The sequence below is a fragment of the Nonomuraea sp. NPDC059023 genome (genome assembly GCF_042740095.1).
GTDB lineage: Bacteria > Actinomycetota > Actinomycetes > Streptosporangiales > Streptosporangiaceae > Nonomuraea.
Genome location: NZ_JBHYIO010000057.1, coordinates 25,187 through 48,321, shown reverse-complemented (window position 1 = coordinate 48,321; position 23,135 = coordinate 25,187). Strand labels below are relative to the sequence as shown.

Sequence of the window (23,135 nt, the reverse complement as noted above, 5' to 3'; positions counted from 1 at the left end):
CGTCCACCGTGCGTGGCAGCCCGCCGTTACGACCGCACCCTTGGCCCGCGAAGCGGGAACCCCCTGCGCGACACCCCGCTCCTCGCCCCAACCCCCGGCCCTCGCTCCTCGCCCCAGCCCCAGCCCCGGCCCCGTCCCCCGGTCCTGGTCCCGGCGATGGCCCTGGCCCGCCCCAGCCCTGAGCACCCGTCCCCGGTCCCAGCCATGAGCACCCGTCCCCGATCCCGGTCTTGAGCCCCCGGTTCCGGTCCTCAGCCCTGTCCCCGTCCCGTGCCCATCCCCGTGCCCGTGCCCGTGCCCGTGCTCGTCCTCGGTCTCGGCGATGGCTCACTGGTGCCGGTTCTGGTCCTGGGGTCTGGTGCCGGCCTTGGGTTGGACGCTTCATTGCCGCGGTTGGGTGGTAAGGGTGTCCCTTTGTGGGGGTGGTGGCCTTTCGGGGGGTTGGGGTCGTAAGCTCCGTCGCGTGCGTGATCTAGGAGAGGACCCGCGTCCGGCGCGGGGCGCGGTGCGGGAGATCTACACGGTGGACCGGGCCGCGAGCCTGGCCTACTCCCCCGACCTGGACGGCCTGGCCGATCCCGGGGAGGTCGTCTGGGCCTGGGTGCCCTATGAGGAGGACCCGTCGCGGGGCAAGGATCGCCCGCTGCTGATCGTGGGCAGGACCGGGCGCAGGCTGCTCGGGCTGATGGTGTCCAGCCGTGGGGACGACGGGCCCGAGTGGTTCCCGCTCGGCGCCTGGAACCGCGACGGGAAGCCGTCCTTCCTGCGCCTGGACCGGATCTTCGTGCTGGACGAGGACGACATCAGGCGTGAGGGCGCGGTGCTGGACGGCGAGCGGTTCGCCCGCGTCGCCGCCCTGCTCAAGCGCACCCACGGCTGGGCCGCCGACGGTTAGGCCTGGCGCCACTCGGCGATCGTGCCCGCCTCGTGCAGGCAGTAGTCGGGGGCGCCTTCCAGCGCCTTCTCCTCGCCGCCCGGCGTGTAGGTGACGATGAGCCGCAGCGGGCGCCACGTGTTGTTGAACGTCGAGTGGTACGCGCCCGCCGGGATGTGGACGGTGTCACCCTCCTTGATCGGGAACGGCTCGCCGTCGTCGACCATCTGCGTGGCCTCGCCGGAGATCACGTAGATCACTTCCTCGGCGTTCGGGTGATTGTGGCGCGCGTGGCCCTTGCCCGGGTTGACGATCACCTCGCCGAGCGTGGAGCCGGCGCCGGGGATGAGCGACGGTGTGACGAACCACTTGATCGACCCCCAGTCGAAGGTCATCGTCGTCACCCTGTCCGGACTTACCAGCATCAGACCTCCAGGTTCTTGAATGCGGCCACCTGTTCGGTGATGGCGCGCTCGGTCGGCAGGCGTTCCACCGACGAGGCGCCGAAGAAGCCCGCCACGCCCTTGGTGTGGCGCAGGACGTGGGCGGCGTCGGCGGGTTCCGCGATGGGGCCGCCGTGGCACAGCACGATCACGTCCGGCCGCGCGGCCACGGCGGCGTCGCGCATCGCCTGTACGCGGGCCACCGCCTCGTCCAGGGTGAGCGCGGTCCCGGCGCCGATGGAGCCCTTCGTGGTCAGGCCCACGTGCGGGACGAGGACGTCGGCCCCGGCCTGTGCCATGGCCCGCGCCTGGTCCTCGTCGAAGACGTAGGGGGCGGTCACCAGGTCGCGTTCGTGGGCCAGCCGGACCATCTCGACCTCCAGGTCGAAGCCCATGCCGGTCTCTTCGAGGTTCTGCCGGAAGACGCCGTCGTACAGGCCGACGGTCGGGAAGTTCTGTACCCCGGCGAACCCCATGGCCTTCAGCTGGTCGAGGAAGAGCGGCATGATCCGGAACGGGTCGGTGCCGCACACGCCCGCCAGCACCGGCGTGTCACGCACGACCGGCAGGACCTCGGCGGCCATGTCCACGACGATCTGGTTGGCGTCCCCGTACGGCAGCAGCCCCGCCAGCGAGCCGCGCCCGGCCATCCGGTAGCGGCCGGAGTTGTAGATGATGATCAGGTCGACGCCGCCCGCCTCGGCGCACTTGGCCGACAGGCCCGTCCCGGCGCCCGCGCCGATGATCGGTCTTCCTTCCCCGGCGGTACGGCGCAGCCGTTCCAGAACCGTCTGCCTGTTCACTGGTCCCCCTTGATCAGCAGGTGGAGCCGGTCGGCCATGGCGCGGCCGAACTCCGGGTCGTTGATGTGCGCGGCCAGGCGCACGGTCTCCGGGTAGGCGGCCAGGGCGGCGAAGGCCGCCGCGTCCGCCGCCGGGTCGTGGAAGGGCATTCCGGGCGCGTCGAGTGCGGAGACGCCGCCCTCCGGGATGAACAGCACCGCCGGCCCGCCGGCCCGCGCGAGCTTGGCGGCGATCTCGCGGCCCAGCTCGGCCATCTCGGACTCGGTGGTGCGCATGAGCGTGACGGTCGGGTTGTGCACGTAGAGCGTGCGATCGGCGAAGCGCTGCGGCACGGTGTCACGGGGCCCGAAGTTGACCATGTCCAGCGCGCCGGGTGCGACGACCTGCGCGACGCCGTGCCGTCCGGCGGCGGTGAGCCGGTCGGGTCCGGCCGACAGGACGCCGCCGACCAGTTCGTCGGCCAGCTCGGTGGTGGTGAGGTCGAGAACCCCGGCCAGCATGCCGCTCTCGGCCAGGCCTTCCAGGGCGCGCCCGCCGGAGCCGGTGGCGTGGAAGACGAGCACCTCGTAGCCGAGCTCGTCGAGCCTGGCCCTGGCCGCGTCGACGGCCGGGGTGGTGACGCCGAACATGGAGGCCCCGATCAACGGCCGGTCGCCGTCCTGCGCCGGGCCGCGCGCCGCGTACTCCTTGGCCATGCCCGCGACAGCGGCGGCGGCATTGCCCAGGATCGCGCGGGACACGCGGTTGATGCCCGCGATGTCCACGACGGAGTACATGAGCGTGACGTCCTTCGCCCCGACGTACGGCGCGACGTCGCCGGAGGCCATGGTCGAGACGATGAGCTTGGGCAGGCCGATCGGCAGGTCGCGCACGGCCCGCGCGGCGATCGACGAGCCGCCGCTGCCGCCGACGGCCAGCACGCCGTCCACCCGTCCCGCCCGGTGCAGGTCGGCCAGGACCTTGGCCGCCCCCTCCCCCATCGCGGTGACGGCCGCGCCCCGGTCCCCGGCCGCCCGCAGCGCCTCCAGATCGGCCCCCGCCTGGGCGGCCACCTGAGCGGCGGAGAAGTCGGCCGCGAGCCCGGACGGCCCGACGCCCGTGTCGACCACGATCACCTCGCTGCCCAGCCCGGCGAGGCGCTCGCGCAGCCAGGAGTACTCCGGCCCTTTGGTGTCCAGCGTTCCGATCAGTACCACTGCCATGTGACCGACGTTATCCCCGCTGCGATCATCTTGGTATGAGGGTTGTGGTGATCGGCAAGGGAATCGCCGGAGCGAGCGCCGCCTACCACCTGAGCCGCCGCGGGGTGGCGGTGACGGTGGTCGACGCCGGGCTGGCCGGGCAGGCGACGGAGGCGGGGGCGGGGATCGTCTGCCCGTGGGTGGACCACGCGGGCGACCCCGCCTGGTACGAGCTGGCACGGGCCGCCGCCCGTCATTACCCGGAGATCGGCGCCGGGTACGCGCGGGTCGGAGCGCTGCTGGTGGCCGAGGATCGGGCGGAGCTGGAGCCGGTACACCGCCTGCTTGCGGACAGATATCCGGACGCGCCGGAAATGGGAGAGATCACGGAGATCGCGGACCCCGCGGCGCTCTTCCCGCCCCTGGCCCCCGGCCTGAGCGCGCTGCACGTGCCCGGGGCGGCACGCGTGGACGGCCGCGCCGTCAGGGACGCGCTCCTCGCCGACGCCGTGGCCCGCGGCGTCGCCCTCCTCCACGGCCGCGCCGGACTCCTGCCCGACGGCACCGTCATGCTTCACCACGACAACGCGCCCGGCGACGGCGTGCCCCTGCCCGCCGACGCCGTGGTCGTGGCCGCCGGTGCCTGGACGGGCCAGGTCTGCGCGCCGCTCGGGACCGACCTGCCGGTCAGGCCGTGGCGGGGCCAGATCGTGCACGCCGTGCTCGACGGGGTGGACACCTCGGGCTGGCCGATCGTGCTGCCGCGGCGCGGGCCGTACCTGCTGGGCTTCCCCGGCTCGCGGGTGGTCATGGGGGCGACGAGGGAGGACGCCGGCTTCGACGCGCGGGTGACCGTGGCGGGGCTGGCTGACGTGCTGTCTTCCGGGGTACGGCTGGCGCCCGGCCTCGCCCCGGCGAGCGTCGCCGAGACCCGGTCGGGACTGCGACCGGTGATGGACGGCGAGCGCCCGCTCATCGCCCGCCTGAACGGAAAGGTGGTCGCGGTCACCGGCCTCAGCGCTTACGGGCTGACCGCGGGGCCCTATGCCGGGATGCTGGCCACATCGCTGGTTCTGGGCGAAACGCCGGAGATCGACCTGGGGCCTTATGCGGTCGTTCCCGGCGTATGATCGTCTTCTCCCCGCTCGTGATCATGTGGGGAGAGCTGGGTGCGGGTGCCGGTACTGCTGGTGGTGTTGCTCGCGGCGGGCGCGTGCGGCGAGGTCGCCGCTCCCGGGTCACCGGCCGGCGCGCCCGCCTGGGACGTCGAGCAGGCGGACATGTGGCGCTCAGACCTTGAGCGGCCGGGCGTGGGGCCCGGCGTTTCGCCGTCAACGGTGGAGCGACCGGACGTGGTGTGGCCGGACCTCGGGCAGTCGGACCTCGGGCAGTCGGACCTCGGGCAGTCGGACCTCGGGCAGTCGGACAGCGAGCAGCCGGGCGTAGAGCGACCGGAAGGTGAACGGCCGGAAGGTGAACGGCCGGGCGGACGGCCGGAAGGTGAGCGGGCCGCGGCGGGCGGTCCCGAGCCCGGCAGGCGGGTCAAGGTTCCCTTCTCCGCCTCGGGCCGCTACGCCGTGGTCAAAGGCCGGGCACAACCGCGCCCCGGACGCGCCCCGGTGGTGCGGTACATGGTCGAGGTGGAGCGCGGCCTCCCCTTCGACCCCGGGGAGTTCGCCGAAGCCGTCCACCGTACCCTCAACGACCCACGTAGCTGGGGCCGTTTCCAGCGCGTCGCCCACGGCCCGGTCCGCCTGAGCGTGGCCCTGACCAGCCCCCGCCTGACCGACCGCCTCTGCCTCCCCCTGAACACCGGCGGCGACCTGTCCTGCTGGGACGGCCACCGCTCGGTGATCAACGCCGTGCGCTGGGCCAGAGGCGTCCCCCAGTACCACGGCGACCTGGCCCGCTACCGCCGCTACGTGATCAACCACGAGGTCGGCCACGGCCTGGGCCACGGCCACCGCTCCTGCCCGGGCAGAGGCCGCCTGGCCCCGGTGATGCTCCAGCAGTCCATGTCCCTGGACGGCTGCCGCCCCAACGCCTGGCCCCACCCCTGAAGTTCGGCGTAGGAAGGCGATCACGTTCGGCGGCCTCCCGCCGCGGGACGCGAAATGCGGGTGAGCACGGATCCCGGCCAAGCGTAAGTTTGGTACATGACGACGATCTCCGCGGGCAAGCTGACCGGTCGGACCACCGACGACGTCACCTCCTTCCTCGGCATCCCCTACGCCGAAGCCCCCTTCGGGCCGAATCGTTTCGCGGCGCCCGTCCCGGCCGGCCCGTGGGAGGGCACGTTCGAGGCCGTGCGGTTCGGCCCGGCGCCGCCGCAGCCGCCGCTGCTGCCGGGGGTCGCGCCGTGGAGCTCCGCCGACGGCCTGGACTGCCTGTCGGTCAACGTCTGGACGCCCGATCCGGGCGGCTCGGGCCTGCCGGTGATGGTGTGGATCTACGGCGGCGCCTACCTCATCGGCACCGCCGGCCTGCCCGAGTACGACGGGACCCGGCTGGCCCGCGAGGGCGTCGTGGTGGTGACCTTCAACCACCGGGTCGGCATGGAGGGGTACGGCCTCATCGAGGGGGCGCCGGCCAACCGGGCCCTTCTGGATCAGGTGCAGGCGTTGCGCTGGGTGCGGGAGAACATCGCGGCGTTCGGCGGCGATCCCGGCAACGTGACCGTGTTCGGGGAGTCGGCCGGGGCGGGGGCGGCGGCCTGCCTCATGGCGATGCCGTCGGCGGCGGGGCTGTTCCGGCGGGTGATCGCGCAGAGTGTGCCGGCGACGTTCTACACCCCGGAGCTCGCGGCACGGATGACGGCGGGGATCATGGCCAGGGCGGGCGGCTCGCCGTACGAGCGCAGCCCCGAGGAACTGCTCGCGGCCGTGCACGACTTCTCCAGCCTCGACCTGCGCGGGAACACCGCGGAGTGGGGCGCGAGCGGCATCGCCGAGATGCCGTTCGCGCCCGTCGTGGACGGCGAGGTGCTGCCGGAGACGCCGTGGGAGGCGCTGGCCGACGGCGCGGCCTGTGACGTGGACCTGCTCGTGGGCTTCACCCGCGACGAGTATGCGCTGTTCCTGGCGATGGGCGAGGGCGGGGACACCGCGCTGGCGCTGAAGACGCTCGCGCCGCCGCAGGCGGGCGTCGTGTACCGGACCGCCTACCCGGAGGCGGAGCTGCATCTGCGGCTCATGTCCGACTGGCTGTTCAGGATGCCGAGCGCGCTGCTGGCCGACGCGCACACCGGCCCGACCTTCGCCTACGAGCTGACCTGGGCGCCCACCGCCCTCGGCGCCTGTCACGGGCTGGACGTGCCGCTCACGTTCGGCACGCTCGACTCGGAGCTGGCCCGGCTGCTCACCGGCGGCTCGTCGGAGGCGGAGGGGCTGTCGGCGCAGTTCCGCTCGGCCTGGACGCGCTTCGCCGCCACGGGCAGTCCGGGCTGGCCGGAGTACGAGCCGGTCAACGCGATGACCCATCTCTTCGACGTGACGCCGTCGGACGTCGGCGACCCGGAGTCCGCGACCCGGGCCCTCTGGTCGGAGGCCGGCTTCCACGCCATGACCTGACCCTCGCGCTCGCCGCAACCTATCGCGATATATCTTCGAGAGAGAGTTGACTATGCAAGGAGTGTGACATGGCGGGATTGCGGACGGCACGGCGTCTGCTCGTGGGCGGGGCCGCCCTGGCCGCGGCCGGATGGGCGCTGCGGGACGTGCCGGCCGAGCTCGGGGCACGGCCACTGATGTCGGGGCCCGAGCGGTCGGCCAGGATGCGGCGCTCGCCGCAGTTCAAGGACGGCACGTTCTTCAACCCGATGCCCGAGCCGACCCACACGGGCCGGCCCGACCCCAGCATGCTGGCGGAGCTGACGCGCGACCGGACCCAGCGCCGGCCGGCCGGGCTGATCCCGGTGCTGACGCCGCCGTCGGGCGAGCCGGCCGCCGAGGGCCTGCGGGCCATCTGGTACGGCCACGCCTCCACGCTGATCGAGATCGAGGGCAAGCGGGTCCTGTTCGACCCGATCTGGAGCAACCGCCCCTCGCCCTCGCAGCTGGTGGGCCCGCGGCGCCACCACCCGGTGCCGGTCGAGCTTGGCCAGTTGCCGCAGGTGGACGCGATCGTGATCTCGCACGACCACTACGACCATCTGGACATGGCGACGGTGCGGCGGCTGACCAGCTCCCAGAAGGCGCCCTTCCTGGTGCCGCTGGGCATCGGGGCGCACCTGGAGCGCTGGGGCGTGCCGCTGTTCCGGATCATCGAGCTGGACTGGGACGAGGAGGCGGTGGTCGCCGGGCTGCGCTTCGTCTCCACGGCCGCCCGGCACTTCTCCGGCCGCTCGCTGACCCGCAACGACACGCTGTGGGGCTCGTGGGTGGTGGCCGGCCGGAACAAGCGCCTCTTCTACGCCGGCGACTCCGGCTACTTCGAGGGCTACAAGGGCATCGGCGCCGCGCACGGCCCGTTCGACCTGGCGCTCATGCCGATCGGCGCCTACAGCCCGGCCTGGCCGGACATCCACATGAACCCGGAGGAGGCGGTCAACGCCACCATCGACCTCGGCGCGGCGCTGATGCTGCCGGTGCACTGGGCGACGTTCACGCTGGCGCTGCACCCGTGGGGCGAGCCGGTGGACCGGTTGTGGCGCGAGGCCAAGGCGCGCGAGGTCAAGATCGTGGTGCCGCGGCCGGGCGAGCTCGTCGACACCGCCGACGCGCCGGCCCTGGACACCTGGTGGGAGATGCTGGCTTAGACGACCGGGGGCGGTGACGGTCTGGTCCGATTCCTGCCGGTGCCCCGGAGCGAGCGCTGCTTGGCTGGATTCCCATGTCCACCACACCACTGGTCCGCTGGCTCGCCGTCGCCGCCCTCACCCTGGGCATCTTCAGCATCGTCACCAGCGAGATCCTGCCCATCGGCCTGCTGACCGCCATCGGCGCGGACTTCGGCCTCACCGACGGCGTCACCGGGCTCACGATGACGCTGCCCGGCATCGTCGCCGCGTTCGCGGCCCCGGCGCTCACGCTGGCCACGGCCCGCCTGGACCGCCGCGTGATGCTGTGCGCGATGATGGCGCTGCTGGCCGCCGCCGACGTGCTGGCCGCGGTGGCGTGGTCCTATGAGGCGATGCTGGTCTCCCGGATTCTCGTCGGGCTCACGATCGGCGGGTTCTGGTCGGTGGGCGCGGGCCTGGCCGGGCGTCTCGTGCCGCCCGCGGCCGTGGGCACCGCGACGGCGCTGATCTTCTCCGCGGTGCCGCTGGGCTCGGTGCTGGGCGTGCCCGCCGGTACGCTCATCGGCCACGCCGCGGGCTGGCGGGCGGCCTTCGCCGTACTGGCCGGGCTGGCCGTGCTCGTCCTGGCCGCCCTGCTGGTCCTGCTCCCGCCGCTGCCCGCCGACCGGATCACCGCCGCCGGAACGCTGGCGGCACTCCTGCGCCGCCGCGGCACCGCGATCGCCCTGCTGGCCACCTTCCTGGTCGTCCTCGCCCACTTCGGCGCCTACACCTACGTGACGCCGTTCCTGGAGCAGGTCACGCGGCTGCACCCGGCCGCCGTCAGCTCCGTCCTCCTGCTGTACGGCGCCGCCGGCGTGGCCGGGAACTTCGCCGCGGGCAGGACGGTCACCGCCCACCCCCGCGCCACCTTCACCGCGGCCGGCGCCCTCATCGCGGCCGCCACCCTGCTGCTTCCCGTCATCGGCGGCACGGTCTGGGGCGCGGTCGCCCTGCTGGCCCTGTGGGGGCTGGCCTACGGCGCCGTCCCGGTCTGCTCGCAGGCCTGGTTCGCCCGCGCCGCCCCCGACGCGCCGGAGGCGGCCACGGTCGTGTTCACCAGCTCGTTCCAGGCCACCTTCGCGCTCGGCGCGCTGTCCGGCGGCATGGTCGTGGACACGCTGGGCGTCGGCGCCGTGATGCTCTGCGCCGGTGTGGCCGCCCTCGCGATGGCCGCGTCCCTGTGGACGCTCACGCGTTAGGGCGACTGCGGCAGCTTCACCGATCCGCGCTTCGGGGCGGGCGCCGACGGCGGCGGCACGACCGGCCCGATGTCGCCGTCGGGCGCCTCGTCCAGGTCCACGATCACCGGCGCGTGGTCGCTCGGCCCCGTGCCCTTGCGCGCGTGCCGGTCGACCCAGGCCGCCCGCACCCGCCCCGCCACCGGATCGGAGGCCAGCACCAGGTCGATGCGCATCCCGAGGTCCTTGTGGAACATGCCCGCCCGGTAGTCCCAGTAGGTGAACACCCGCTCCTCCGGCCACCGCTCGCGCACCACGTCGTGCAGCCCCAGCTCCCGCAGGTCGGCCAGCGCCGCCCGCTCCGGCGGCGTCACGTGGGTCTGCCCCTCGTAGGCGGCCGGGTCGAAGACGTCGGCGTCGGCGGGCGCGATGTTCACGTCGCCGCACACCATCGCCTCGACCGGACCGAGCCGCACCACCTCGCGCAGCGCGGCCAGCCATTCGAGCTTGTACCGGTAGTGGTCGTCGTCCGGCGTACGCCCGTTCGGCACGTACACCGAGTGCACCCGCACGCCCCCGCAGGTCGCCGCCACCGCCCGCGCCTCCTGGTGCGGGAAGCCGGGCGCTCCGGCCAGCCCGGTGACCACGTCGTCGAGGCCCGCTCTGGACAGGATCGCCACGCCGTTCCAGCGGGGCTCGCCGTGCGCGGCCACCTCGTAGCCGCGCGCGGCCAGCTCCTCGCCGAGCAGTGCGGCGAAGGCCTGGTCGGCCAGCTTGGTCTCCTGCAGGCAGACGACGTCGGGGCGGCGCTGATCCAGCCAGGGAAGCAGGCGGGGCAGCCGCTGTTTGACCGAGTTCACGTTCCAGGTCGCTACTCGCACCCGATCCACGATATCCGGGATTCACGATCAGCTCTCCCCGGGCGAACCCCGGCTCATAGGCTGGTCCTCTTCACCCTGCGGGAGAGCGATGACCTTCGGATGTGCGGGAAACCTGCCTGATGAGGACGCCGGCTTCGTCGGACGGCTCGGCGTGCTCGCCACCCTCAGACGGCACCTGGCGGAGGCGCGGCTGGTCACGGTGACGGGCATCGGCGGCGTCGGCAAGACCCGCACGGCGCTGCGCCTGGCCCACGAGACGCGCGGCCGCCATCCGGACGGCGCCTGGTTCGCCGGCGTGTCGGCGGTGAGCGACCCGGACCAGGTCAGGCCCGCGATCGCCGCGGCGCTCGGCGCCGGTTCGCTGCCCGGATGGGCCGAGGGGCGCCGCGGGCTGCTCGTGCTCGACGGCTGCGAGCGGGTGGCGCCGCTCTGCGCGCAGGTGGCCGGGGAACTGCTGCGGGCGGCTCCCGGGCTGCGCGTCCTGGTCACCAGCCGGGTGCCGCTGGGCGTACCGGATGAACGGGTGGTCGCGCTGGCGCCGATGGAGACGGCGGGCACGGACAACGAGGCCGTGCGGCTGTTCGCGGCCAGGGCCCGCGCCGTGCAGCCCGGCTTCGAGCTCGACGAGCTGAGCGTCGCCTCGGTGGCCGAGCTGTGCGCCCGTCTCGACGGCATCCCGCTGGCGATCGAGCTCGCCGCGCTGCGGCTGACGAGCATGTCGGTGAACGGCATCGCCGCCGGGCTGACGGACCGCTTCGCCCTGCTGACCGGGCCCGCCGGTCAGCGGAGCCTGCACGACGCCCTGACCCGCAGCTACGACCTGTGCGAGCCCGCCGAGCGCCTGCTGTGGGCCCAGTTGTCGGTCTTCGCGGGCGACTTCGACCTCGAGGCCGCCCGCTTCGTGTGCGGGGAGGAGATCGGCGGCCTGGTCGAGTCCCTGGTGGACAAGTCGGTCCTCCTCGTCAGGACCGACTACCCGGGCACCCGCTACAAGCTGCTCGGCACGCTCGCGGAGTACGGCGCGACGCGGCTGGAGGACAGCCGCGAGATCCGCCACCGCCACCTGGTGTACTACCTCGTGCTCGCCACCCGCAGCGAGCAGGACTGGTCGGGCCCGCGCCAGATGTACTGGTTCGAGCGCATGCGCCAGGAGCACGACAACGTCCGGGTGGCGCTGGAGCACGCCCTGGACACCCCCGACGAGGCCGCGCTGGCGCTGAGACTGCTGTCGTCGCTCTGGTTCATGTGGGTGTGCTGTGGTTTCGCGGGCGAAGGCCGGAAATATCTGGAACTCGCCCTGCGTGCCAACCCCGAGCCGAGCCCGGAGCGCTGCAAGGCCATGTGGGTGCTGTCGTACGTGCGCAGCGCCCAGGGCGACAGCATGGGCGCCATGTCGATGGCCGAGCTGTGCGGCGCGGAGGCGAAGCGGATCGGCGACTCGAAGGCGCTCATCCTGTCCTCCAAGATGCGGGGCACCGCCGCCCTGCTCCAGGGGGACCTGCAGAAGGCCAGCACGCTGCTGCGCGTGGCGATCGAGTTCACCTCCGACAGCCCGGCGCTGAACCCCGGCCTGCTGCCGGCCGTCGTCGAACTGGCGATCGTGCTGACCAAGCAGGGGGCGCTCCAGGAAGCGGAGTCGATGCTGCTGGAGTGCCTGCGCATCTGCGAGGACCGCCAGGAGCTGTCCGTGCGGTCGTACGCGTACTGGACGCTGGCGATGACCCGGCTGGAGATGGGCCAGGCAGGAGAGGCGCTGCACGACGTCAGGAAGACCCTGCGGCTCAAGCGGCCGTTCCACGACATCCTGGGCATCCTGCTCGCGCTGGAGACCGCCGCCGGCGTCTACGCGGCGCTGGAGCGGTCCGCGCTCTCGGTCCGCCTGCTGGGCGCCCTCCGGGTGAACTGGAAGGCCGCTGGGCTGCCGATGCTGGGCGCGCCGTGGCTCACCGACGACCACGACCTGCTGGTCCAGAAGTGCCACAAGGTGCTGGGCGAGATCGCCTACAAGGAGGCCTTCGACTCCGGCATGCGGCTGGATCTGGCGCAGGCGACCGCGCTGGCGCTGGGGGCCCCTCCTGCGGGCGGGCCGGCCGAGCTGAAGATCAGGGTCGCCGGCCCGGCGGGCACCGCGCTCACGGAGGACGCCGTCGAGCGGGTCACGCGCGCCTTCGGCTTCACCATGCGGGCCGGGGACGACGGCGACGGCGGGACCGCCTGCGGCCTGGTGTTCCGCGACGACGGCGAGGGGGTGCCGGCCGAGCAGCGCCTGGAGGAAATGGACCGCTCCCTGCGGGAGGATCCGCCCCGGGACCCCTCGGTCGCCAGGCTGTTCACCGTGCTGCGGAACGCCGGTCCCGCCGTGGTGCTGATCAAGCGGACCCTCATCGTCCACGCCCAGGGAAAGATCACGACCCGCCGCCTGTCAACGGCGGAACAGGCGTTCCTGCACAGCCGCCCGCAGCTGTTCGACGACCCGGACGGGCTGGTCGCCGAGTTCCGGCAGCTCGCGACGGAATCGGCGGTGGACGGCTCCGTGCAGGCGGGGCGCGACTACGACGAGGGGATCGCCGGGCAGCTCGGTGTCCCCGTCGCCGTCGCCATCAAGGCATGGGGCGATCCGGAGGGTTATGAGATCTCGCCGAACACCCCGGCATGGACCAAGCGGGGCTACACCGACTGCAGTCTCGCCGCGCTGGTCATCAAGCCGCCGCCGGGCGCCCGCATGCCTGCGCGCAAGGTGATCGCGAAGGTCTGCCCGCCGGGCCCGCTGGCTCGCGAGTACGCCCGGCACCGGCTCGCCCTCGACGTGAGCGCGGTGCTGTTCCGGCAGAAGCACCTGGCCGGTCTGCTGCCTCATCCACCGCGCGTCGCCGGCACCGGCGAGCGCGTGTTCTTCCAGGAGGTCGCCGGCGGCAGCCTGACCGACATGGTGCAGATGTCCGAGCTGACCTCACCCCAGGAGCTCGTCCCCGTGTTCCAGCGCGTCGTCAAGGGCGTGCTGTCGGAGTGGAACCCGTACCCGGCCGAGGTCCGCGCGGACGTGGACTCGGGAGAGTACCTGCGCGCCGAGCTGGGCGCCCGGTTCGGCGACGACGCGAAGCTGACCACCTGGGCGCGGGAGTGCGGGCTGCTGGAGCCGGAGCGGAGCTGGATCTGGTTCTCCGGCGACCGGTCCGCGACGGTGCTGCCCAACCCGCTGGCCATGGTCGCAGGCGACATCGCCGGAGCCCACCACGTCCAGCACCTGCGCGGCTTCTCCCACGGCGACCTGCACCACGGAAACGTGCTGATCCCGCGCACCGCCGCGGGCAGGCTGGAGCCGAAGCAGTTCCGGCTCATCGACCTGACCACGTTCGAGAAGTGCGCCTCGCAGGCGTCGGACCCGGTGACGCTGCTGCTGTCGGTCATCGCCAGGCAGGTTCCGCGGCCGGGCGAGGAGCTGTTCGACCTGATCGTGAACGGCGAGGGCGACGACGAGCTCATCGGACCCCTGGTCCGCTTCCTGTACGACTACAAGCTCCTGACCCCGGGCTTCCACGACGACTGGCGCCACCAGCTCCTGCTGTCCCTGCTGGCCGCGGCGCTGACCCAGTGCACCTTCGCCGACGTGGACGAGCACCTGAAGTGGTGGTTCTTCCGGCTGGCGGCCCGGTGCGGCGCGGCGTACCTGCACGGCACCCGGTCGTGGGACCCGCCCGAGACGGCCGTGCCCCAGCAGCTCCGGCCGGAGCACATGCGGGGCTTCGAGATGGGCGAACGCTGAACGCGTCCTTTTACCCATTCCCTGGGCTGAACCCGGGCGTGTGCCCGCCCCGTACAACCGGGCGCCACCACGCAGAACCCTCAGCCAAAGGATCGATCATGAAGAAGCTCGTCGTCTCCGGCCTGGCCGTGGCCGCCGCCCTGACCGCCTCCTCCCTGGCCGCCGCCCCCGCGCAGGCCACCACCCCGGTCTACCTCGCCGCCACGCTCACCGGCGCCAACGAGGTTCCCACGCCCGGCCAGAAGGTCGGCGACCGGGACGGCCGCGCCGTCGCCGTCTTCCGCGTCCACGGCAACCGGGTCGACTACGCCATCCGCTGGAACCGGGTGGCCGCCCCGACCGCGTTCCACATCCACCAGGGCCGGGCCGGCAGGAACGGCGAGGTGAAGATCCCGTTCTTCGGCGCCGCGCTGCCCGCCAACCTCAGCGCCGTCAAGGGCGCCGTGACCGTCGACGACCGCGGCCTGCTGCGCCGCATCACCGCAAATCCCGGGAACTGGTACGCCAACCTGCACACCGCCGAGTTCGGCGGCGGCGCCGTGCGCGCCCAGCTCCACCGCGTCCGCCCGGTCTCCCTGGACTCCGTGCTCGCCTACGGCTCCGGCCGTACGCTGACCTCGGTGGCGACCGGCGCGCAGGAAGTGCCCGCCCCCGGCCAGAAGGTCGGCGACCGGGACGGCCGCGCCGCGTGGCTGGTGTGGGCCCGGGGCACCCGGGTCGCGTTCGCCACCGCGTGGGCCAGGATCGGCGCGCCCACGAACGGCCACATCCACCGCGGCGCCAGGGGCGAGAACGGCCCGGTCGTGGCCGACTTCTTCGGTGACCCCAAGGGCCTGCCCGCCTCGATCACCGGTGTGGCCGGCAGCACGAGGGCCAAGGCCGGTGTGGTGCGGGGCATCAACAGGAACCCGAAGAACTGGTACACGAACCTGCACACCAAGGAGTTCCCCGGCGGCGCCGTGCGCGGCCAGCTCCACCGCGGCGGCTGGTAGACCCCGTCAGCGCACCCGTCCCCGCGGCTTCAGCCGGGTGCCCGGCAGCTCGGGGGCGGGCAGCGGCTCCCCGTCGAACCCGCGCACCTCACCGAACCCTTTACCCTGCGTCCATTCCTTGCGGTAGGCGGCGATGTCGTCATGGGAACGGCCGACGAAGTTCCACCACATGACGATCTCCTCCGCGAACGGCTCGCCGCCGATCAGCAGCACCCGCCCGCGCCCCTCCAGCACGATCCGCTCGCGGCCCGGCGGCAGGTACAGCAGCGGGCCGGCGGGCACCGGCTCGACCGCGCCGTCGAGCAGCAGCAGCCCGTGCTCGAACCCCGGCTCGACCGCCAGCTCGGCCCGGCCGTCCACCGAGACCTCCGCGCCGATCAGCGGCGTGTAGGCCGTGGCCGGGGACGGCCCGCCCATGAGCACGCGGGAGCGGTACCCCGGCCCGTCCAGTACCGGCAGCTCCGCGTGATGCTCGAACGCCGGTTCCACGCCCCGGTGCTCCTCCGGCAGCGCCACCCACAGCTGCACCCCGTGCAGCGTGCCGCCCTCGGCGGACTCCTCCGAGTGCGAGATGCCGCGCCCGGCGGTCATCAGGTTGAGCTGGCCCGGCCGGACCGCCCGCAGGCTGCCGAGGCTGTCGCGGTGCAGCACCTTGCCCTCGACCAGCCAGCTCACGGTCTGCAGCCCGGTGTGCGGGTGGGGCGGCACCCGCATCGCCACCGTCTCGGGGCCGTAGGCGTCGACGAAGCACCAGGCGCCGATCATGCGGCGCCGTACGTGAGGGAGGGTGCGGGTGACGCTCATCGCGCGCGGCCCGCCCAGCGGGACCGCGCGCCCGGTGAGCAGCTCCGTCCCTGTCGCGCCGTCCGCCGCGCAGACGACCTCCTGAGGGTCGCGTTCCAGGTTGCTCACACCCTGAAGGTACACGCGCCCGGTTCTCAGTAGACCGAGATGTGGGGGTGGTCGTAGTGGTTGGCGGTGGTGCCGCCCCGGTCGGTCATGGTGCGCCACTGGCCGGTGCGCACGTGCCAGATGCGCTGGCGGTAGATCACGTACATGATGCCGAGGCGCTTGGCGTTCTTGACGACCCACGCGCAGATCTCGTTGCCGCGGGCGATCTCGGCGGCCGAGGGCATGGCGCCGCCGCGGCTGAGCATGAAGTCGCAGGCCCGGCCGAGGGGGTGTTCGCCGCCGTCGCGGATCGAGCGGTAGCAGCCGATGCCGAACGGCACCTCGAAGCGCTCCTGGACGAGCTGCTTGACCAGGCGCATGCGCGGGGTGATGTTGTCCTCGCCGGCGGGCAGCTGCGGGACGAAGGTGCCGTCGCGGCGGGCGCCGGGCACGTCGTGAAGCTGGTCGATCTTGTCGCGCATCTTCTCGATCAGCTTCTCGGCCTTCTTCTTGCGCGACTCCAGGTCCTCGACGGTCGCGCGCAGTTCCTCCTCCTGGGCCGCCGACTCCTCCTGGGCGCGCTGGAGCTCATCGCGTACCTGGGCGAAGCCCCGCAGCCTGGCGTTCTGGACGTCGACCATGTGGCGGTTGAGCGCGAGCCTGTTGAGCAGGGACGCCGGGTCGCCGCCGCCGCTGAACATGTTGGCCAGGTTGGGCTCGCCGGTGATGTACTGGGTGGTGCCCATGAGGCGGAGGTTGGTGGCCTCGCGGTCGTAGACGGCCTGGGCGCCCTTGAAGCGTTCGCGGGCGGCCTTCTCGGTCTTGTCGACCTTCTGCAGCTCGACGCGGCTGCTGTAGTAGTCGGTGATGAGCTTGTCCGACTCCTTCTGGAGGGCGGCCAGCTCCTTCTTCAGCTGCTTCACCGTCGGCTTGGGCTTGGCCGAGGCCGGTATCGGGGCCACGGCGAGCGCCACCACCGCCGCCAGCGCCGCGAGTTTTCTCCACAGCGGCCCGCGCCGCACGCCAGCGGGTGACGCAGCCGCCACGCTTCTCCTTCGACCGAGCCCACGGGCGGTTCGCCGTTCCTTAACCGCAGGCCGGGGGCGCCCTCTGTCCGATCGAAGATAGTAGGGGATAGCGGCCGTTGAGGTGCAATCAGGTCATTCGGTATCGCGCCGGTGGCGGCTCCTGCCGGCCTGCCGCGCGGCGAGGTGGCGGCCCAGCAGGACCGAACCGGGCAGCACCGCCATACCCAGCAGGCTGCTGCCCAGGCCGAGGTCGAGGTCGGCGTCGAGCAACTGCTTGCCGCCCTTGAGCACGGGCAGGTCCAGGGAGACCTTCAGCGACACCGACAGCAGCGGCTCGGGCTTCTTCTCCGGGGGCTTGCCGCCCGAGGAGGGCTGGGGCTGCGTCGCGGGTGGTGGGGTCGCCTTCGTGGGCTCGCCCTTGGTGGGCGCGTCCTTGGTGGGCGCGTCCTTGGTGGGCTCGGGGCCGTGGGTCGGGCCGGTGTCGCGGGCGGGGCTGCGGGTGGGCTCGGCGGTCTTGCCGGGGGTGCGGCTCGGCGTGGCCGTGGGGCTGGGCTCGTGGGTCGGCCGCAGCGTCCGCGTCGGCTCCCCCGCCGCGGTGACCTCGTCCGGCGGTACGGCGGTGCCCGCGCGGTCGCCCGCGTCGGTGATCGGCGGCGAGAAGGGTAGGCCGGTGGAGGGGCCCGGCGTGCGCGAGGGCGTGGTGGCCGGCGGCGATAACAACGGCGCCGAGCTCACCGGGGGTAACGCGCGCGCGGTCTCGATCGGCGGGTCCTCGGTCCACATGACGAAGACCGAGACCACGGCCGCCGCCGTGGCCGCGATCAGCCCGCTGGCGATGGCGAACTTGGCCACCGGCGTCAGCGCGCTGCGCGCGAACCCGGTCGCCACCTCGGCTCCCGCCGACGGCACCAGCGGCAGCAGCGCGATGTGCGGGACGGTCAGCAGCCCGAGCCCGGCGCGGCCGCGCCGCTCCCACCCGTTCCCGTACGCCCTGCCCGCCACCTCCTCCAGCTCGGCCAGGAAGGCCTGCGCGGACGGGGGCCGCTCGGCCGGGTCCTTGGCCATGCCGAGCTCGACCAGCCCTCTGACCCGCTCGTCCACGTTGGCCAGCGGCGGCGGTACGTTCTGGTGCTGGTAGGCGAGGACGGCGGCGTCCTCGCCGGGGAACGGGCGGTGCCCGGTGAGGCACTCGAAGAAGACCACGGTGGCGGCGTAGACGTCGGTGGCGGGCCCGGCGGGGGCGTCCTCCCACTGCTCTGGCGCCATGTACGACGGCGTGCCCACGTAGGTGCCGGCCTCGCCGAAGGGGGTGGCGAGGCCGAAGTCGACGAGCTTGCTGACGCCGTCGGCGGCGACGATGACGTTCTCCGGCTTGAAGTCGCGGTGGGCGACGCCGAGTCCGTGGGCCGCGGCCAGGCCGGTGAGGGCGCCCTTGAGGACGGCCAGCGCCGCCTCGGCGCCGGTGGCGCCCTCGTGGGTGAGCAGGCGGCGCAGGGTGATGCCGTCGACCAGTTCCATGACGATCGCGGCGTCGTCCTCGCCCTCCACGTACTCGTAGAGCCGGGCGGTGTGCGGGCTGTCCAGCGCGCCGATCACCCTGGCCTCATCGCGGAACCTGGCGACGAACTCCTTGTCCTCACGGAGTCCGGGCGACAGGTGCTTGATCGCCACGGGTAAGCCGTCCGACGCCCGCACGGCCAGCATGACCTGGCCCGTGCCGCCGTGTCCGAGCTCGCGGATCTCCGTGTAGCCCGGAACCTGCATCGCGGAACCCCCTGGGCAAAAGATCCAGTCTCCCGGACACTAGCCCGTATTGGCGGGCGGTACAACACGCTCCGTCGAGAAGCCGTGACGGGATCGGCAGAGCAGGTGGACGCCCGCCGCGCACGCCAGCCCTACCGCCACCAGCCCCCACCAGGCCAGGCCCGCTTCCAGCGCGGCGCCGGTCAGCACGTTGCCGGCCGCCACGCCGATGCCGGAGGCCGTGCTGTAGAGGCCGTAGCAGGTGCCGATCCGCTCGCCGCCGAAGCGCGCCACGGTGGCCATCTCGAAGGGGTAGACGATCATGCTGCCGAGCGTGAGCAGGACGGTGGCGGCCATCACCGCCACCCCGCCGGGGAGCCCGGCCGCCATCAGCCCGGGTGGCGCGAAGGACAGGCCCATCAGCGCCAGCCCGCGGGTGATCGCCTGTCCGGGCGTCCAGCGCGCCGCCGCCCACGCGGTCACCTTCACCTGGCCGAGCATGGCCATCGCGCCGGACACCACGAAGATCCACACCGCCTGCTCCGGTACGGCCAGCGGCAAGCTGAGATAGACCTGGAACCCGAGCACGTACGAGCCCGTCATGGCCAGCGCGAACAGGCAGAACGCCCGGTCGCCGAGCGCGCCGCGCCAGTCGGCCAGTATCGAGACGTCGGCGTCCGCCCGGCTGCCCCGCCGCGCCGGAAGCGCCCTGGCCTGGGCGAGCGCGAGCACCGCGAACAGCGCCGCCGCGCTCAGGCAGGTCAGGCGGAAGGCGACGGCGTTGAGCAGCAGCCCGACGAGCGGCCCGGCCAGGATGCCGGTCTGGTAGAAGACGTTGAACAGCGCGAACGCCTCCACCTTCCGCTCCCCCGCCTCCTGGGCCAGGTAGGCGCGGGCGGCGGGGTTGAAGAACGCCCCGGCCAGGCCCGTCAGCGCGGAGGCGGCCAGCAGCGCGGGCACCGCCTCGACCAGGCCGAGCATCGCGAACCCGGCCGTGCGCAGGAGCAGGCCGGTGAGGATCATCGGCTTGTAGCCGAGCCGGTCGGCCAGGCTGCCGCCGAGCAGGAACAGTCCCTGCTGGCACAGGTTGCGCACGCCGAGCACCAGCGCCGCCGCCCACACCGCCAGGCCCAGGTCGCCGGTGAGGTGGGCGGCCAGGTACGGCATGAGCATGTAGAAGCCGACGTTGATGGCCAGCTGGTTGATCATGAGCAGCCGGATCGGCCTGCTGTAGCCGGACATCACGACGTCGCTCCTGCCGGGCGGGTGACGGTGGCGCAGCGGGTCCAGCGCCCGGCTTCCGCGGCAGCCGGGTGGGGCAGCTCGTCCGGTTCCGGCTCGGGTTTGGTGTCGAGCAGGCCGTGCTCGGCGCAGTAGGCGTCGCCGTACACGGTGTCGAAATAGCGCTCGGGGCCGTCGGGGAAGACGGCGGCGATGCGGGTGCCCGGCGGCTCGCGCCGGGCCAGCCACGAGGCGACCAGCGCGACCGCGCCGACGCTCCACCCGCCGGTGGCGTAGCGGGCGGCGGCCAGGCGGCGGCAGGCCCACACGGCCTCGGCGGGCGCCACCCAGTGGACCTCGCGGAAGGCGTCGTAGGCGACGTTGGCGGGATGGATGCTGCTGCCGAGGCCGCGCATCAGGCGCGGCCCGGCGGGCTGGCCGAAGATGGCCGAGCCGACGGTGTCCACGCCGACCAGCCGCACGTCCGGGCTGTGCGCGCGCAGCACGCGGTGGATCCCGGCGCTGTGCCCGCCGGTGCCGACGCTGCAGACGAGCACGTCGACGCGGCCGAGCTGGGCGGTCAGCTCGGCGGCGAGCCCGGCGTAGGCGGCCGCGTTGTCGGGGTTGGCGTACTGGTCGGGGCAGTAGGCGCCGGGCTCGCCCGCCATGAGCTCGCGCACGCGGGCGCGCCGCGCGGCCTGCCAGCCCCCTTCCCGGTACGGCTCGGCCACGATCTCCAGCCGCGCCCCGTAGGCGAGCAGCAGGCGGCGCATCAGCGGCTCCATGCCCGGGTCGGCCACGAGCGTGACGGGATGGCCGTGCACCACTCCGGCCAGCGCCAGCCCGAGGCCGAGCGTCCCGCTGGTCGACTCGATGATCGGGGCGCCGGGCCGCAGGTCGCCGCGCCTGCGGGCCTCGGCCACCATGTGCAGGGCGGGGCGGTCCTTGATGCCGCCGGGGTTGTAGCCCTCGAGCTTGGCCCAGAAGCCGCGCTCGCCGCCCGACCAGAGCTCGGGCACCCACAACACCGGGGTGTTGCCCACAAGTCCTGATATATCCACTTGTTCTCTCCTGTGCTGAGGTACGGATGGACGCGCCGGGGGCGCTTCTACATCCGGCTCACGCACAGGAGGGCGAGCAGGGCGGCGGGCCGTACGGACGGCTGGGCCGGGGACGGCGGGACGGCCGGGACCGGCGCGGCGGCGCAACGGCCCTGCTGACCGGGCGCGGGCGCGTCGACGGCGGGTTGCTGCGCGGCGGGCGCGTCGCAGGAGGCCTCGTGCTCGTGCGGATGCGTGCCGGTGTCGCAGCCGGACACCCCGGCGGGCTGCGGGGTGTCGGCGTGCGCGTGCGGTCCGGCCATGCACAGAAGGGTGAGCACGACCATGAGCGCCACGAACGGCCTCCAGGTCATGGCGTGCACGCTACATCACGCTGCGTGACCACACCCCGCCGACGCGGCACTTTTTACTACTTCCTATAGTAGCCAGCGCGGCCACATTTGCTCCGTTACCCCACAGGGGTATACCGTGACCCGCGCAGATTGACGAACGGAGCTTCAAGCATGTCCACGCACCAGGAACACCAGGGCCACCACGAACACGGTGACCACGCAGCGCACGGAGAGCACGGCGGCCACAGCGCGCACGGTGCCCATGACGCGGACGGCGCACACGGCGCTCACCCCGAGCACGGACACGGCGCACACGGGCATGGCGCGACGACCTGGAAGATGGCGGCGCTTGCCACGCTGCACTGCCTCACCGGGTGCGCCATCGGCGAGGTGCTGGGCATGGTGATCGGCACCGCGCTCGGCTGGGGCAACGTGGCCACCATCGCCCTGGCCGTCGGCCTGGCGTTCGTGTTCGGCTACGCCCTGACCATGGTCGGCGTGCTCAAGGCGGGCCTGACCTTCAAGCAGGCGCTGAAGGTGGCGCTGGCCGCCGACACGGTGTCGATCCTCGTGATGGAGATCGTGGACAACGGCGTCATGGTGATCGTGCCCGGCGCCATGGACGCCGGGCTGGCCTCATGGTTGTTCTGGGGCGCGCTGGCCTTCGCCTTCGTCGTCGCCTTCCTGGTGACCACACCGGTCAACAAGTGGCTGATCGGCAAGGGCAAGGGCCACGCCGTCGTCCACGCCTACCACTAGGCCGGGTTGTTCGCGTGGGTGAGCGTCTCCCAGCCGAGGAAGTGGCTCACCCCCGCCGGGCGGCTCTGCTCGACCAGCCGCTGCGTACGGGCCATGCCGATGCCCATGCGGTTGCGCAGGGCGTTGAAGCCCACCTCGAACGTCGGGCCGAGCCCCAGCTTCACCGAGCCGCCGCAGAGCCAGGACGGCACCGGCTCGCCCAGTTGCAGGCCGGCGTGGAAGCCCATCGCGTGGCGTAGCCGGTCCTTGCCTTCCGCGTACAGGTCGAGGCCCTGGTGGCGGGCGGTCTCCGCCACGTGTACGGCGGCGGCGATGCCCCAGCCGGTGTGGCCGAAGTCGCGGCAGGTCTCCTGGGCCAGGCCGTTGACGAAAGTGGTCTGGCCGTACCAGTAGCCGATGAGCTCGTCGCGGGTGTCGTACCTGCTGCCGGGCGCCTGCTTGGGCAGGGAGCCGTCGGTGGTCAGGTAGACGTAGGCGGCCAGGCGGCCGCGCCAGGTGGTGACCGCGCGGTCGAAGGCGGCGCGGTCGTCGAGGTGGACGGCGATGCCGATCGCCGCGTCCGTCATGATCAGTTCCCAGTTGCCGTTGGTGTTGGGGCTGCCCGCGATGACGATCGGCAGGTAGACGGTGCGCAGCTTGGTGGCGAAGCGGCCGGCGTTGGCCCAGCCGGTGTAGGTGTGCTTGACGAGCTCGGCGGCCCGGGAGAACGACGCCCCGGCCCAGCCGGTCTGCAGGCGGGCGTTGTGGCCGGTGTGCTGGGTGATCACGGCCGACCAGGCGTCCATGATCTGGACGGCCTTCTTGGCGTGGCGGTCGTCGCCGGTCAGGTACCACTGCAGGGCGTGCGTGTAGGCGGCCATCGCGTCGTTGCGCTCGTCGGAGCAGCCGTTGTTGGGGTTGGAGGACGGGCCGCACTCGACGTTGGCGCGCGGCTTCGGCGTGTAGGACAGCGAGGCGAACGAGCTGGCGCGCAACGCCGCCCACGCCGACTTCCAGGGCTCGGCGCCGAGGTTGGCCTTGACGTGGTCGAGCTGGGCCCGGCTGACCAGGACACCGGGATGGTTGAAGGCAGCTCCGACCTTTTCCGCCGAAGCCGGCTGGACCGGTACGGCCAGCGCGACGGCTAACAGAAGGACAGCGAGGATGGGGCGCACGACAGGCTCCTTACCGCAGCGGGCAGACATCGGGTGTCTGACCCTCATCCA

The 23,135-nt window shown here is 72.9% G+C and carries 21 protein-coding genes; 9 read left to right on the top strand and 12 right to left on the bottom strand.

The genetic code is table 11. From position 1 onward, the window contains the following. Window positions 1-463: 463 nt before the first annotated feature. Window positions 464-895 (top strand): type II toxin-antitoxin system PemK/MazF family toxin, encoded by a 432-nt coding sequence (locus ACFWYW_RS53225; protein ID WP_379616981.1) that lies wholly within the window; start codon window positions 464-466, stop codon window positions 893-895. Here ACFWYW_RS53225 and ACFWYW_RS53220 read toward each other — a convergent pair. From ACFWYW_RS53220 to ACFWYW_RS53210, 3 genes are read right to left on the bottom strand one after another with little or no spacing between them, the layout of a single operon-like run. Next, window positions 892-1,269 (bottom strand): cupin domain-containing protein, encoded by a 378-nt coding sequence (locus ACFWYW_RS53220; RefSeq protein ID WP_379616979.1) that lies wholly within the window; start codon window positions 1,267-1,269, stop codon window positions 892-894. The two genes, ACFWYW_RS53225 and ACFWYW_RS53220, sit on opposite strands and share 4 nt — an antisense overlap. A gap of 29 nt (window positions 1,270-1,298) precedes the next feature. Further along, window positions 1,299-2,120: a phosphoenolpyruvate hydrolase family protein gene (locus ACFWYW_RS53215; RefSeq protein ID WP_379616977.1), complete on the bottom strand. Its 822-nt coding sequence runs from the start codon at window positions 2,118-2,120 to the stop codon at window positions 1,299-1,301. Next, complete coding sequence (locus ACFWYW_RS53210; protein WP_379616975.1) at window positions 2,117-3,322, bottom strand: Tm-1-like ATP-binding domain-containing protein; 1,206 nt, start codon at window positions 3,320-3,322, stop codon at window positions 2,117-2,119. Before ACFWYW_RS53210 ends, ACFWYW_RS53215 begins: the two co-directional genes overlap by 4 nt. A gap of 35 nt (window positions 3,323-3,357) precedes the next feature. Here ACFWYW_RS53210 and ACFWYW_RS53205 point away from each other — a divergent pair, with 35 nt between their 5' ends. The 5 genes from ACFWYW_RS53205 (at window position 3,358) to ACFWYW_RS53185 (ending at window position 9,280) form a co-directional block, all read left to right on the top strand. Continuing rightward, complete coding sequence (locus tag ACFWYW_RS53205; protein WP_379616973.1) at window positions 3,358-4,431, top strand: NAD(P)/FAD-dependent oxidoreductase; 1,074 nt, start codon at window positions 3,358-3,360, stop codon at window positions 4,429-4,431. Window positions 4,432-4,470: 39 nt separating this feature from the next. After that, window positions 4,471-5,361 carry a DUF3152 domain-containing protein gene (locus ACFWYW_RS53200; protein ID WP_379616971.1) on the top strand — a complete coding sequence of 297 codons (891 nt, stop codon included), beginning with the start codon at window positions 4,471-4,473 and terminating at the stop codon, window positions 5,359-5,361. 96 nt (window positions 5,362-5,457) lie between these two features. Further along, window positions 5,458-6,870 carry a carboxylesterase/lipase family protein gene (locus tag ACFWYW_RS53195; RefSeq protein WP_379641361.1) on the top strand — a complete coding sequence of 471 codons (1,413 nt, stop codon included), beginning with the start codon at window positions 5,458-5,460 and terminating at the stop codon, window positions 6,868-6,870. Between the two features lie 68 nt (window positions 6,871-6,938). Continuing rightward, on the top strand, window positions 6,939-8,057 hold the full coding sequence (locus ACFWYW_RS53190) for an MBL fold metallo-hydrolase (protein WP_379616965.1): 1,119 nt from the start codon (window positions 6,939-6,941) through the stop codon (window positions 8,055-8,057). A gap of 74 nt (window positions 8,058-8,131) precedes the next feature. Further along, window positions 8,132-9,280 carry an MFS transporter gene (locus ACFWYW_RS53185; RefSeq protein ID WP_379616963.1) on the top strand — a complete coding sequence of 383 codons (1,149 nt, stop codon included), beginning with the start codon at window positions 8,132-8,134 and terminating at the stop codon, window positions 9,278-9,280. Here ACFWYW_RS53185 and ACFWYW_RS53180 read toward each other — a convergent pair. Further along, the gene (locus ACFWYW_RS53180) at window positions 9,277-10,140 is read right to left on the bottom strand and encodes an exodeoxyribonuclease III (RefSeq protein WP_379641359.1); all 864 of its coding nucleotides are present in this window, start codon (window positions 10,138-10,140) and stop codon (window positions 9,277-9,279) included. The genes ACFWYW_RS53185 and ACFWYW_RS53180 overlap by 4 nt on opposite strands. An 88-nt stretch (window positions 10,141-10,228) precedes the next feature. Here ACFWYW_RS53180 and ACFWYW_RS53175 point away from each other — a divergent pair, with 88 nt between their 5' ends. Next, on the top strand, window positions 10,229-13,903 hold the full coding sequence (locus ACFWYW_RS53175; protein ID WP_379616957.1) for an ATP-binding protein: 3,675 nt from the start codon (window positions 10,229-10,231) through the stop codon (window positions 13,901-13,903). A gap of 98 nt (window positions 13,904-14,001) precedes the next feature. Continuing rightward, window positions 14,002-14,895 carry a CHRD domain-containing protein gene (locus ACFWYW_RS53170; RefSeq protein WP_379616955.1) on the top strand — a complete coding sequence of 298 codons (894 nt, stop codon included), beginning with the start codon at window positions 14,002-14,004 and terminating at the stop codon, window positions 14,893-14,895. 6 nt (window positions 14,896-14,901) lie between these two features. Here the strand turns inward: ACFWYW_RS53170 and ACFWYW_RS53165 are convergent, their stop codons facing one another. The 7 genes from ACFWYW_RS53165 to ACFWYW_RS53135 all read right to left on the bottom strand — a co-directional run bounded on the left by ACFWYW_RS53165 (window position 14,902) and on the right by ACFWYW_RS53135 (window position 21,492). Next, window positions 14,902-15,807, bottom strand: coding sequence for a pirin family protein (locus tag ACFWYW_RS53165; protein WP_379641358.1), 906 nt, complete (start codon window positions 15,805-15,807; stop codon window positions 14,902-14,904). A gap of 26 nt (window positions 15,808-15,833) precedes the next feature. Further along, window positions 15,834-16,832, bottom strand: coding sequence for a coiled-coil domain-containing protein (locus ACFWYW_RS53160; protein WP_379616953.1), 999 nt, complete (start codon window positions 16,830-16,832; stop codon window positions 15,834-15,836). Between the two features lie 114 nt (window positions 16,833-16,946). Then, entirely contained in the window at window positions 16,947-18,578 is a 1,632-nt protein-coding gene (locus ACFWYW_RS53155) for a protein kinase (protein WP_379616951.1), read from the bottom strand. 39 nt (window positions 18,579-18,617) lie between these two features. Continuing rightward, window positions 18,618-19,799 carry an MFS transporter gene (locus ACFWYW_RS53150; RefSeq protein WP_379616999.1) on the bottom strand — a complete coding sequence of 394 codons (1,182 nt, stop codon included), beginning with the start codon at window positions 19,797-19,799 and terminating at the stop codon, window positions 18,618-18,620. Continuing rightward, entirely contained in the window at window positions 19,799-20,821 is a 1,023-nt protein-coding gene (locus ACFWYW_RS53145) for a PLP-dependent cysteine synthase family protein (protein WP_379616949.1), read from the bottom strand. The genes ACFWYW_RS53150 and ACFWYW_RS53145 overlap by 1 nt, the downstream gene beginning before the upstream one ends. Before the next feature lie 65 nt (window positions 20,822-20,886). Then, a complete protein-coding gene (locus ACFWYW_RS53140; protein ID WP_379616947.1) occupies window positions 20,887-21,192 on the bottom strand; it encodes a hypothetical protein in 306 nt (101 codons plus the stop codon). A 144-nt stretch (window positions 21,193-21,336) separates the two neighbouring features. Beyond that, on the bottom strand, window positions 21,337-21,492 hold the full coding sequence (locus ACFWYW_RS53135; protein WP_379616945.1) for a hypothetical protein: 156 nt from the start codon (window positions 21,490-21,492) through the stop codon (window positions 21,337-21,339). Between the two features lie 18 nt (window positions 21,493-21,510). On the opposite strand from ACFWYW_RS53135, the gene ACFWYW_RS53130 reads away from it, so the two are divergent. After that, window positions 21,511-21,930 carry a DUF4396 domain-containing protein gene (locus tag ACFWYW_RS53130; RefSeq protein WP_379616943.1) on the top strand — a complete coding sequence of 140 codons (420 nt, stop codon included), beginning with the start codon at window positions 21,511-21,513 and terminating at the stop codon, window positions 21,928-21,930. Here ACFWYW_RS53130 and ACFWYW_RS53125 read toward each other — a convergent pair. Continuing rightward, window positions 21,927-23,084, bottom strand: coding sequence for an alginate lyase family protein (locus ACFWYW_RS53125; protein WP_379616941.1), 1,158 nt, complete (start codon window positions 23,082-23,084; stop codon window positions 21,927-21,929). The two genes, ACFWYW_RS53130 and ACFWYW_RS53125, sit on opposite strands and share 4 nt — an antisense overlap. Window positions 23,085-23,135 lie beyond the last annotated feature (51 nt).

Coding starts and splice junctions, on each gene's coding strand:
- ACFWYW_RS53205 (WP_379616973.1), top strand. CDS start 3,358: ATGAGGGTTGTGGTGATCGGCAAGGGAATCGCCGGAGCGAGCGCCGCC.
- ACFWYW_RS53210 (WP_379616975.1), bottom strand. CDS start 3,322: ATGGCAGTGGTACTGATCGGAACGCTGGACACCAAAGGGCCGGAGTAC.
- ACFWYW_RS53185 (WP_379616963.1), top strand. CDS start 8,132: ATGTCCACCACACCACTGGTCCGCTGGCTCGCCGTCGCCGCCCTCACC.
- ACFWYW_RS53220 (WP_379616979.1), bottom strand. CDS start 1,269: ATGACCTTCGACTGGGGGTCGATCAAGTGGTTCGTCACACCGTCGCTC.
- ACFWYW_RS53170 (WP_379616955.1), top strand. CDS start 14,002: ATGAAGAAGCTCGTCGTCTCCGGCCTGGCCGTGGCCGCCGCCCTGACC.
- ACFWYW_RS53140 (WP_379616947.1), bottom strand. CDS start 21,192: ATGACCTGGAGGCCGTTCGTGGCGCTCATGGTCGTGCTCACCCTTCTG.
- ACFWYW_RS53150 (WP_379616999.1), bottom strand. CDS start 19,799: ATGTCCGGCTACAGCAGGCCGATCCGGCTGCTCATGATCAACCAGCTG.
- ACFWYW_RS53175 (WP_379616957.1), top strand. CDS start 10,229: ATGACCTTCGGATGTGCGGGAAACCTGCCTGATGAGGACGCCGGCTTC.
- ACFWYW_RS53135 (WP_379616945.1), bottom strand. CDS start 21,492: ATGCCCGTGTGCGCCGTGTCCGTGCTCGGGGTGAGCGCCGTGTGCGCC.
- ACFWYW_RS53130 (WP_379616943.1), top strand. CDS start 21,511: ATGGCGGCGCTTGCCACGCTGCACTGCCTCACCGGGTGCGCCATCGGC.
- ACFWYW_RS53195 (WP_379641361.1), top strand. CDS start 5,458: ATGACGACGATCTCCGCGGGCAAGCTGACCGGTCGGACCACCGACGAC.
- ACFWYW_RS53155 (WP_379616951.1), bottom strand. CDS start 18,578: ATGCAGGTTCCGGGCTACACGGAGATCCGCGAGCTCGGACACGGCGGC.
- ACFWYW_RS53190 (WP_379616965.1), top strand. CDS start 6,939: ATGGCGGGATTGCGGACGGCACGGCGTCTGCTCGTGGGCGGGGCCGCC.